Genomic DNA, 7,809 nt, shown 5'->3' on the forward strand with positions numbered 1-7,809 from the left:
TTCCCGGCGCGGCCGCATCCCACCCCGGCGGCATCCCACCCCGGCGGCACCCCGACCTAGCGGCACGCCGGATCCGGCGGCACCCCGACCCGGCCGCGCCGGCCGCGCAGCATCGCCAACCTGGTCAAACGACGCGGCCAGCACGGCGCCCGCGAACTTCTCGACGCCATCCGCCACGAAGCGAAGATCAACCCGTCGGTGCGCGCCATCACCCGCAAGTTCAGAGTCCGGACCGACACCGTCCTGCTCGCCCTCACCACCGACCCGAACCCGATGGCCTTCAGGCGAGCACCACCCCGGGGCAACCGCGTCTACGACCCCTACACCCACATCATCGACGACCTCCTCGCCCAGAAACCGCCCCTCTCCCGCTGGGCGATCCGGGAACGCCTCGTCGACGAACACGACGCGGAACTGTCCTACGGCTCCGTCTGCCACTACATCGCCGGCAAGATCCGCAACCAAGGCATCCCCCGGAAAAGAGCGTGAGAGACCCAACCCACAACGGGAACACGGGGCGGATCGACTGAGAAGACCGATCATCAGCCACCGGCTGACCCCTTCGGAAGCGCGCGCCTACTTGGACGCCAACTGCTGCGCCAGCCGGTCCAGGCCGCCCTTGATCAGCTGCCCGTAATCGTCATCACCAAGCGCGCCGATCCCCGCCTGCGCGCGTTGAAGGCACTCGCGGGCACGGCCGAGATCGCCCAACTTGCGGTAGCACTCGCCCAGATTGAGATGCAATGACGGATACAGACCAGCCACCGACATCGGCACCCCAGCCTGCGCAACCCGGTCATCGGTGAGCAAATCAGCCGCCGCCAGCGCTCGCTGATCCCACATCAACTCCTGGTGGACGTCGTCCTGCACATCGGCCATCGAGTGCGCGAGGACGCACACATGCAAGGGATCACCCTGCTCACCGCCGATCTCATCCCAGATCTGCGCGAACACATCGCGAGCAGCTTGGCGCTGACCCTGATGATGATGCAACTGCACCCCTTGGTTGATACGCGCAAGCGTCTCATCGGTGATCATCAGCTGCTCCCGCACGCCCATCTGTCGACAACGGCATGAATCGTACGTGCCTCACGACCATCAGCAGGACCCCGATACCATTGCCGGTCCGCCCGACGTTCCCAGTCACGATGCGAACTTTCCTACGGCTCCGCCCACCCCGCCGTCGACAACGCACAACTTCATCGTCAACAAGATCCACCGGTACAGCGCTTCTCCAGAACAGGTCAACACTGGGACACCCGCCGGGGTGGGTTCGGCGGCATCTGGCTGGAGCCCGAGGAGCCGGGCGAGCACCGTTGGTCGACCCGGTACGGCGAGATCAGGGCCACCATGTGCGATGAGCTGCCCGAGACGATCGAGGTGCGCCACGGTGACCGGGCTTACCAGGTGGTGCCGCTTGTCGAGCTGGAGCTGACCGAGCCGCACGCTGGCGAGCTGTTGCGCCGCTACCGGGCTCGGCAGCGCCAGCTCGCCAGCGACGGCTGAGCCGGCACCGGGTCAACCGGCGGTGCGCTCCCACTCGATGGTGGGCAAACCGGCGTCGGCGAGTGCCTTGTTGGCCGCGCTGAACGGTCGGCTGCCGAGGAAGCCGCGCGGGTTCATCGGGCTGGGGTGACCGGCCTCCAGAACCACGTGCTGCGGGTTGGTGACCAGCGCGGCCTTCTTACGGGCATAGCCACCCCAGAGCAGGAAGACCACCCGCTCCGGTGCGGCGTCCAGCGCGCGGATGGTGGCGTCGGTGAACTCCTCCCAGCCGGCGTTGGCGTGCGAGCCCGGGGTGGCCTGACGGACGGTCAGCACCGCGTTGAGTAGCAGCACGCCCTGGCCGGCCCAACCGTCGAGGTTGCCGCTGCGCGGCTTGGGCACGCCCACGTCCTCGCCCAGCTCCTTGAAGACGTTGCGCAACGACGGTGGGACCGCCACCCCGTCGCGGACGCTGAAGCTCAACCCGTGTGCCTGCCCGGCCCGATGGTAGGGATCCTGCCCGAGGATCAGCACCCGGGTGCGCTCCGGCGGGCAGAGCCGGTAGGCCGAGAACAGATCCGCCACCGGCGGGAAGACGGTCTGCGTCGCGTATTCCCGGGCCACGAACTCGGCCAGCGCGGCGGTGCGCGCCGGGTCGAGGTGTGGGGTGAGCACGGCACGCCACTGCTCCGGCAGCAGGGCCAACAGATCCAGGGCGGGGGCGTCGTCGGGCATCAGGAACCTCTCACAGCGCGGGTCGGTCCCCCGCACTCTAGGCATCGGGTCCGACAGCGACCCGCCTAGCCCAGATCGGCGAGGCGGCGGGCCCAGTCGCCACCGACCGGGTCCAGCTCGACGACGCGGGTGTCGTCGTCACGGCGGTCGATGCGGACCCGCAGGTGCGCGTCGACCAACTGCTCCACCAGGCCCTCGCCCCACTCCACCACTGTCACCGAGTCGTCCACCGAGGCGTCGAGGTCCAGATCGTCGATCTCGGCGCGCGGGTCGGTGGCGTCACCCAGCCGGTACGCGTCGGCGTGCACGAGTGCCACCCGGCCGCCCCGACCCGGGTCGGGGCGGTGTACCCGGGCGATCACGAAGGTCGGCGACGTGATGTCCCCGAGGACACCGAGCCCGGCACCGATGCCCTGGGTGAGCGCGGTCTTGCCGGCGCCCAACGGGCCGGTCAACAACACCAGGTCGCCGGCGCGCAGCAGCCCGGCCAGCCGCCGGCCGAAGTCCTGGGTGTCCTCGACGGTCGACAGCTTGACGACGAAACTCACCGTTCCTCCACGCTCTGCAATGACTCCAGGAACCGCACCAGCGCGGCGTTGACCTCGTCCGCGTGCTCCAACATCACCACGTGGCCGCTGTCCTTGATCTTCACGAACTCGGCGTGCGGCAACCGCCGGACGATCTCCTCCGAGTGGGTCACCGGAGTGATCATGTCCTTGTCGCCGACCACCACCAGCACCGGTGTCACCGCCAGCGCCGCCAACGCCGGGAAGCGCGAGTGGGTGGCGAGGGTCCGCAGGTAGCGGGTCACCGTGTCGGCCGACGTCCGGGAGTTCATCGTCTCCACGTAGGACACCAGCGACGGGCTGGGCTTGCGGGTGCCGAAGCCGTACCTGCGGGTCAGCAGCCAGGCCACGTTCGACGTCGACTTGCGGGCCTTGTCGATCACCGGGCCGCCGTACCGGGTGGCGTTGCTGACCATGTAGAGCATCGGCCCGCCGACCCGGCCGAGCAGCGCGGGCGCGACCAGCTTGGTCTCCGCGACGAGCCCGCCCGACGTGGCCATCAGGACGGTGCCGATTACCCGGTCACCGAACAGCTCCGGGAACAGCTCGGCGAACGCCATGATGGTCATGCCGCCCATCGAGTGCCCGACCAGCACCAGTGGCCCGTCCGGGGCGGTTCGGTCAATCACCTGGCGCAGCGTCCGGCCGAGCACGGCGAGGTCGTACTCCCCGGTCTCCAGCCGGCCGGACCGGCCGTGGCCGGGCTGGTCGTACGCCACGACCCGGTAGTCACCGCGGGCGGCGAGCAGCTGGCGCTGGAAGTGGAACGTCCCCATGTCCAGGCAGAAGCCGTGCACCAGGACCACCGTCGGATGCCCCGGCGCCGGCCTGGTGGGTTCGACCACCTCGACGTGGATGTCCGTGCCGTCGGGCAGCTCCAGTCGGAACGCTTCGTCGTACCGTTGCCTGTCGAACGTCTCGTGCGCGTAGCGGTCGGCCGGGTCGGCCTTGAGCCGGCGGACCAGGGTTCGCTCGGTCGCGACCCCGGCCGCCAGACCGGCCGCGGCCACCCCCACCGCCGCGCCGACGATGCCCGCGACCCGGCCCGCTGCCGTCCGCGGCCGTGGGATGCGGTAGCTCATGGCCGCTCGCCGTCGTAGACCCGCGGCACCCGGGTGCTGCCGAACCGGGTGACGATCTCGTAGTTGATCGTGCCGACCGCCTCGGCCCAGTCGTCCGCCGTCGGCTCGCCGTCCGCGCCGCTGCCGAAGAGCGTCGCCACGTCGCCGTCGGCCACCGGGTCGTCCCCGCAGTCGAGCACGAACTGGTCCATGCAGACCCGACCCGAGATCGTCCGACGTGCGCCGCCCAACTGCACCGGCCCGGTGTTGGAGGCGTGCCGGGGAACCCCGTCGGCGTAGCCGAGCGGCACCACCGCCAGGTTCGCGTCGGCCTCGGTGGTGTAGGTGTGCCCGTAGGAGACGCCGGTGCCGGCGGGCACCCGCTTGGTGAGCATCACCCGGGCGCGGGCGGTCATCGCCGGCCGCAACTCGTACGTATCGCCGGCCACCGGGGAGAGCCCGTAGATCGCCAGACCGGGGCGGACCAGGTCGAAGTGGGTGTCCGGGCGGGTCAGGGTGGCCGCCGAGTTGGCGAGGTGCCGCCAGCGCGGCCGCAGCCCGGCCCGTTCGACCATGGCCAACCCCTCGTGGAAGACGGCCAGCTGACGGTCGATGGTGGGGTGGCCGGGCAGGTCCGCGTACACGAAGTGGCTCCACACGCCGACCACCTCGACCAGGCCGTCGGCCTGGGCCTTCGCGGCGGCGTCCAGCAACGCCGGCCAGTCGGCGACGGTCGCCCCACCCCGGGACAGCCCGGTGTCGATCTTGAGGTGCAGCCGGACCGGACGCCCGGCGAGCCGGCTCGCCTCGATCATCTCGTCGAGCTGCGACAGGCTGGCCGCGCTCAGGTCCACCCCGGCGCTGACCCCCTCGTGCAACGGCAGCCCGGGGGCGAGCAGCCAGGCCAGTACCGGCGCGGTCACCCCGGCCCGGCGCAGGGTGAGCGCCTCGTCGAGGGTGCAGACCCCGAGCCAGTCCGCACCGGCGTCCAGCGCGGCGCGGGCGGCCGGAAGCATGCCGTGGCCATAGCCGTCGCCCTTCACCACCGCCATCAATTCGGCGGTGCGCCGGAGCGGAGTCTGCTCACGTTCTCACGGATCGCATCAAGATCGACGCGCACCTCGGCCTGCCACATACGCCCAGCCTACTTTCCGCCGTGATCACCGGGGCGGTGACGCACGGGCCCGAACGCCAACCCGACCGGACGGGACGATCAGCCCAGCCGGGCGAGGACCGGACGCAGCGCGATCGCCACATCGGGCGCGGTCACCGGCCCGCCCCGGGCCGCCTCCCGGCCGGCGAGGCCGTGCAGGTACGCGGCCGAGGCCGCAGCCCGATCGGCGGGCACCCCGGCCGCGAGCAACGAGCCGAGCAACCCGGCCAGCACGTCGCCGGTGCCGCCGGTGGCCAGCGCCGGGGTGCCGGTCGGGTTGACGAACGCCCGACCGTCCGGCGTGCCGATCACCGTACGGTCGCCCTTGAGCAGCACCACCGCGTTCATCCAGGCAGCCAGCCGCAGCGCCGCGCCGACCCGGTCGGCACCCGGCTCCTCGCCGCAGAGCCGCGCGTACTCCCGGTCGTGCGGGGTGACCACGATCGGCGCGTCCCGACCCCGCAGCCGGTCCGCGAGCGAACCGTCCACCAGCAGGGTCAGCGCGTCGGCGTCGAGCACCACCGGCACCGGGGCGGCCAGCACGGCACGCAGTTCGGCCGCCGCGTCCGCACCGGTGCCCAGCCCGGGGCCGCAGACCCAGGCCTGCACCCGACCCGCGTCGCGACCCGCCCACTGGCGATCACCGAAGGGTGCTGGTGCAGCACCTCGGAGCGGGCACTGCCGGCGTAGCGGACCAGGCCGGTCGGCCCGGCCAGCGCGCCGCCCACGGAGAGCACCGCCGCACCCGGGTAGGTCGCCGAGCCGGTCGCCACCCCGACCACACCCCGGGTGTACTTCTCCGACGCCGGGCCCAGCTTCGGCCACCAGTGGGTCAGGTCGGACCACTCGGTGACCCGCAGCGCCGGGCTGCCCCGCAGCCACGGCCGTAGCCCGATGTCGACCAGCTCCACCTGCCCGGCCAGGGCGGCGGCCGGCCCGACCACCAGGGCCGGCTTCAGCGCGCCGAAGGCGACAGTCACGTCGGCGCGGACCGCGGTGGGCCGCCCGGACGCGGAGAGCGGCACGTGACCGGTGTCGACCGCGACACCGCTGGGCACGTCGACCGCCAGCACGGTGGCCCGACCACCGTCGCGTCCGCGCAGCTCGCCGAGGCGTTGGACCACCTCGTCCGCGTTGGCCCGTAGCCCACCGGTGCCGCCGATGCCGACGATGCCGTCGAGGACCAGGTCGACCGGGCCGACCGGACCCGGCACCAGCCGGCCGCCGGCGGCTCGCAGCGCGGCCAGCCCGGCGGCGTGCGCGCGACCGGGGGTGAGGAGCAGGGCCGACACCTGAACACCGCGACGGGCCAACCGCTCCCCCGCGTACAGCGCGTCGCCGCCGTTGTCACCGGAGCCGACCAGCAGCAGCACCCGGCCGCCGTAGACCCCGCCCCGCTCGGCGAGCAGCAGCGCGGCGCGCCGGGCCAGCCCGGCGGCCGCCCGCTGCATCAGCGTCCCCTCCGGCAGCGTGCCCATCAGCCCTGCCTCAGCCGCCCGTACGTCGGCCACCCGCCACACCGCTCTCATGCCACCGTGTCCCATCCCGTTCGCGGGCGGGCCCGACCGACCCTCCCGGCCCACGTCATCGTTCCGCGACCACCATCGCCGACGCGATTCCTCCGTCGTGCGACAGCGAGAGATGCCAATGGTTGACCCCACGCGCGTCGGCCACCGCCGCGACCGTGCCGGAGACGGCCAGCCAGGGGCGACCGTCCGGATCGGGGACGATCTCGCAGTCGTGCCAGCTGAGCCCGGCCGGAGCGCCGAGCGCCTTGGCCACGGCCTCCTTTGCGGCGAACCGGGCGGCGAGTGACTCCGGTGAGCGCGGGCTGCCGGCGCGGGTCTGCCGCTCGGCCTCGGTGAAGAGCCGGTCGGCGAGCAGCGGCGTCCGGGCCAGGGCCCGGGCGAACCGGTCGACCAGGACGACGTCGATGCCGACAGCGACGATCACCAGACCACCCTACCGGCGGCCGAGGCCGCAGATTAGCTGTCGGGCTCGTGCTGGGCAACGCCTGTGGACAGGCCAGGGTACGACTCAGCGGCGGCTGTCCACAGGGCACCGCCAGACCTCCGGCACGTGGCTAGCGTCAGCCGTGTCGATGCCGATCGTGCACGGGGGTGTGGTCATGACCGACGAGTCGTTCGCCGTCCAGCCGGAGGAGTTGCGCGGCGCGGCCGTCCTGCTCGACGACGAGGCGCACCGACTGGCGCTGGGCCTCGCGGGGTTGCCCGGTCTGGTGGTGGCGGCGCCCGAGTGGCGAGCCGGCGCGGCCCTGGTCGGGCTGGAGGCGGCGGGGCACGCCTGGTTCTGCCGGCTCGGCGTCCAGGTCGCGACGACCTCTGCCGGGGTACGGGCGGCGGCCGAGGCGTACGAGACGGTGGACGACCGGGCCGCCCACCGGTTCACCGCCCTGCCCCGGTGAGCGGCGTCGGTTACCGCCAGTTGTGGGCTGCCGATCCGGGCGGGTGGCGGGCGCCGGGGCCGCCTGGGCGGGGCTGACCGGGCCGGTCGATCGGCGCGTCGACGGGCTGTCCGGTGCCGCCGAGCGGTTGCGGGGCGGCTGGTCCGGAGCGGCGGCCTCGGCGGCAAACGCCCGGCTCGACGGTCACCGGGCCGAGTTGGCGTTCGTCGCACCCGCGCTGATCGAGGTCGACCAGGTGCTGGCCGACCTGTCCGCACGGCTGACCGTGGCGAAGGCCCAGCTCACCGAGGTGGTTGCCCGGGCGGACGCGGCCGGCCTGCTGGTCGACCGCGCGGGCGGGGGTGCACATCGACCCGGCCCGGGCCGCGCCCACCGAGCGGGCCG

At 72.7% G+C, this 7,809-nt stretch carries 8 protein-coding genes and 3 pseudogenes; 4 read left to right on the forward strand and 7 right to left on the reverse strand.

Annotated elements, in window-relative coordinates:
• Positions 1-198 precede the first annotated feature (198 nt).
• On the forward strand, positions 199-489 hold the full coding sequence (locus JM949_RS31200) for a hypothetical protein (protein WP_203151701.1): 291 nt from the start codon (positions 199-201) through the stop codon (positions 487-489).
• Between the two features lie 87 nt (positions 490-576).
• Here JM949_RS31200 and JM949_RS31205 read toward each other — a convergent pair whose 3' ends face one another.
• A complete protein-coding gene (locus JM949_RS31205) occupies positions 577-1,038 on the reverse strand; it encodes a tetratricopeptide repeat protein (RefSeq protein WP_203151702.1) in 462 nt (153 codons plus the stop codon).
• A 312-nt stretch (positions 1,039-1,350) separates the two neighbouring features.
• Here JM949_RS31205 and JM949_RS31210 point away from each other — a divergent pair, with 312 nt between their 5' ends.
• Positions 1,351-1,506: a hypothetical protein gene (locus JM949_RS31210; RefSeq protein ID WP_203151703.1), complete on the forward strand. Its 156-nt coding sequence runs from the start codon at positions 1,351-1,353 to the stop codon at positions 1,504-1,506.
• A gap of 12 nt (positions 1,507-1,518) precedes the next feature.
• Here JM949_RS31210 and ung read toward each other — a convergent pair whose 3' ends face one another.
• From ung to JM949_RS31240, 6 genes and pseudogenes are all read right to left on the reverse strand, one after another.
• Positions 1,519-2,220: a uracil-DNA glycosylase gene (gene ung, locus JM949_RS31215; RefSeq protein ID WP_203151704.1), complete on the reverse strand. Its 702-nt coding sequence runs from the start codon at positions 2,218-2,220 to the stop codon at positions 1,519-1,521.
• Positions 2,221-2,285: 65 nt separating this feature from the next.
• Positions 2,286-2,768, reverse strand: coding sequence for a tRNA (adenosine(37)-N6)-threonylcarbamoyltransferase complex ATPase subunit type 1 TsaE (tsaE, locus tag JM949_RS31220; protein WP_203151705.1), 483 nt, complete (start codon positions 2,766-2,768; stop codon positions 2,286-2,288).
• Complete coding sequence (locus JM949_RS31225) at positions 2,765-3,868, reverse strand: alpha/beta fold hydrolase (RefSeq protein ID WP_203151706.1); 1,104 nt, start codon at positions 3,866-3,868, stop codon at positions 2,765-2,767. The genes tsaE and JM949_RS31225 overlap by 4 nt, the downstream gene beginning before the upstream one ends.
• Positions 3,865-4,982 (reverse strand): annotated as a pseudogene (alr, locus tag JM949_RS31230) (alanine racemase). The gene JM949_RS31225 and the pseudogene alr overlap by 4 nt, the downstream one beginning before the upstream one ends.
• Positions 4,983-5,060: 78 nt before the next feature.
• A pseudogene (locus JM949_RS31235) lies at positions 5,061-6,529 on the reverse strand (NAD(P)H-hydrate dehydratase).
• A gap of 55 nt (positions 6,530-6,584) precedes the next feature.
• Positions 6,585-6,953: a holo-ACP synthase gene (locus JM949_RS31240; protein ID WP_203151707.1), complete on the reverse strand. Its 369-nt coding sequence runs from the start codon at positions 6,951-6,953 to the stop codon at positions 6,585-6,587.
• 175 nt (positions 6,954-7,128) lie between these two features.
• Here JM949_RS31240 and JM949_RS31245 point away from each other — a divergent pair, with 175 nt between their 5' ends.
• Entirely contained in the window at positions 7,129-7,425 is a 297-nt protein-coding gene (locus tag JM949_RS31245; protein WP_203151708.1) for a hypothetical protein, read from the forward strand.
• A gap of 43 nt (positions 7,426-7,468) precedes the next feature.
• Positions 7,469-7,809, forward strand: a pseudogene (locus JM949_RS31250) (alpha/beta hydrolase); the annotation flags it as partial.

Source organism: Micromonospora tarensis (assembly GCF_016803395.1).
GTDB classification, from domain to species: Bacteria; Actinomycetota; Actinomycetes; order Mycobacteriales; family Micromonosporaceae; genus Micromonospora; species Micromonospora tarensis.